The sequence below is a fragment of the Streptomyces atratus genome (genome assembly GCF_014648655.1).
GTDB classification, from domain to species: Bacteria; Actinomycetota; Actinomycetes; order Streptomycetales; family Streptomycetaceae; genus Streptomyces; species Streptomyces atratus.
Genome location: NZ_BMRN01000058.1, coordinates 30,501 through 31,435, shown reverse-complemented (window position 1 = coordinate 31,435; position 935 = coordinate 30,501). Strand labels below are relative to the sequence as shown.

1 protein-coding gene is annotated in these 935 nt (G+C 69.0%); it reads left to right on the top strand.

Going from position 1 to position 935, the window contains the following annotated elements; genetic code table 11:
- Window positions 1–104 precede the first annotated feature (104 nt).
- On the top strand, window positions 105–935 hold an 831-nt coding region (locus IEZ15_RS38820), incomplete at its 3' end, for an NAD(P)/FAD-dependent oxidoreductase (protein WP_229846417.1).

Here is a 935-nt window from a genome sequence, read left to right as displayed (position 1 = left end):
ATTGCTCGTCCATACCCCCATTCCACCTCCCGCGTCCCAGAAATAGCAACAGATGTTGTCGCCCGATGGCCTGGCGCGCACGATCGCGACAGGAGGTTGATCCCATGATCAATACGACGAACGACAAGAACAGCAGGGTGTGGCACGGCGGCGTCGACGAGGTCCACGATGTGGTGGTGGTCGGCGCCGGAGCGGCCGGACTCAACGCCGCCCTGCTCCTGGGCCGCGCTCGCCGCAAGGTGGTGGTGATCGATGCCGGTGAGCCGCGCAACGCGCCGGCCTCGCACATGCACGGCTTCCTGTCCCGCGACGGCTTGCCGCCTGCGACCCTGCTCGACCTCGGGCGCGCCGAGATCGCCCGCTACGGTGTCCAGCTGCTCCGGGGCCGGGTGGAACAGATCGACCACGGCTACTACGTCCGCATGGCGGGCGGGGGGGTGCTCAAGGCACGCCGGGTCCTGATCGCGACCGGGCTGCGTGACGAGCTGCCCGACATTCCCGGCGTCCGCGAACGGTGGGGGAGGGACGTCCTGCACTGCCCGTACTGCCACGCCTACGAAGTCCGCGACCAGCCCCTCGCTGTCCTCGGCACGCACCCGGGAGCGGTCCACCAGGCGTTGCTCCTGCGCCAGTGGAGCGACGACGTTGTCTTCCTCCCGCACACCCTGGAGTTGACCGCGGAGGACCGGGCACAGCTGGAGGCACGCGGTCTTCACCTGATCGAGGGGGAGATCAAGCATCTCGTCGTCGACGACGATCGGCTGCGCGGAATCGAACTCGTCGATGGCCGCGTCGTGCCCCGCACTGCCGCCTTCCTCTTCCCGCGTTTCGTCCCGCACGACGAACTGCTGACCCGGCTGGGATGCGACAAGGACGACGGCGGCTGGGTCGTCACCGACCGCACCGGCCGCACGAACGTCACGGGCGTCTGGGCC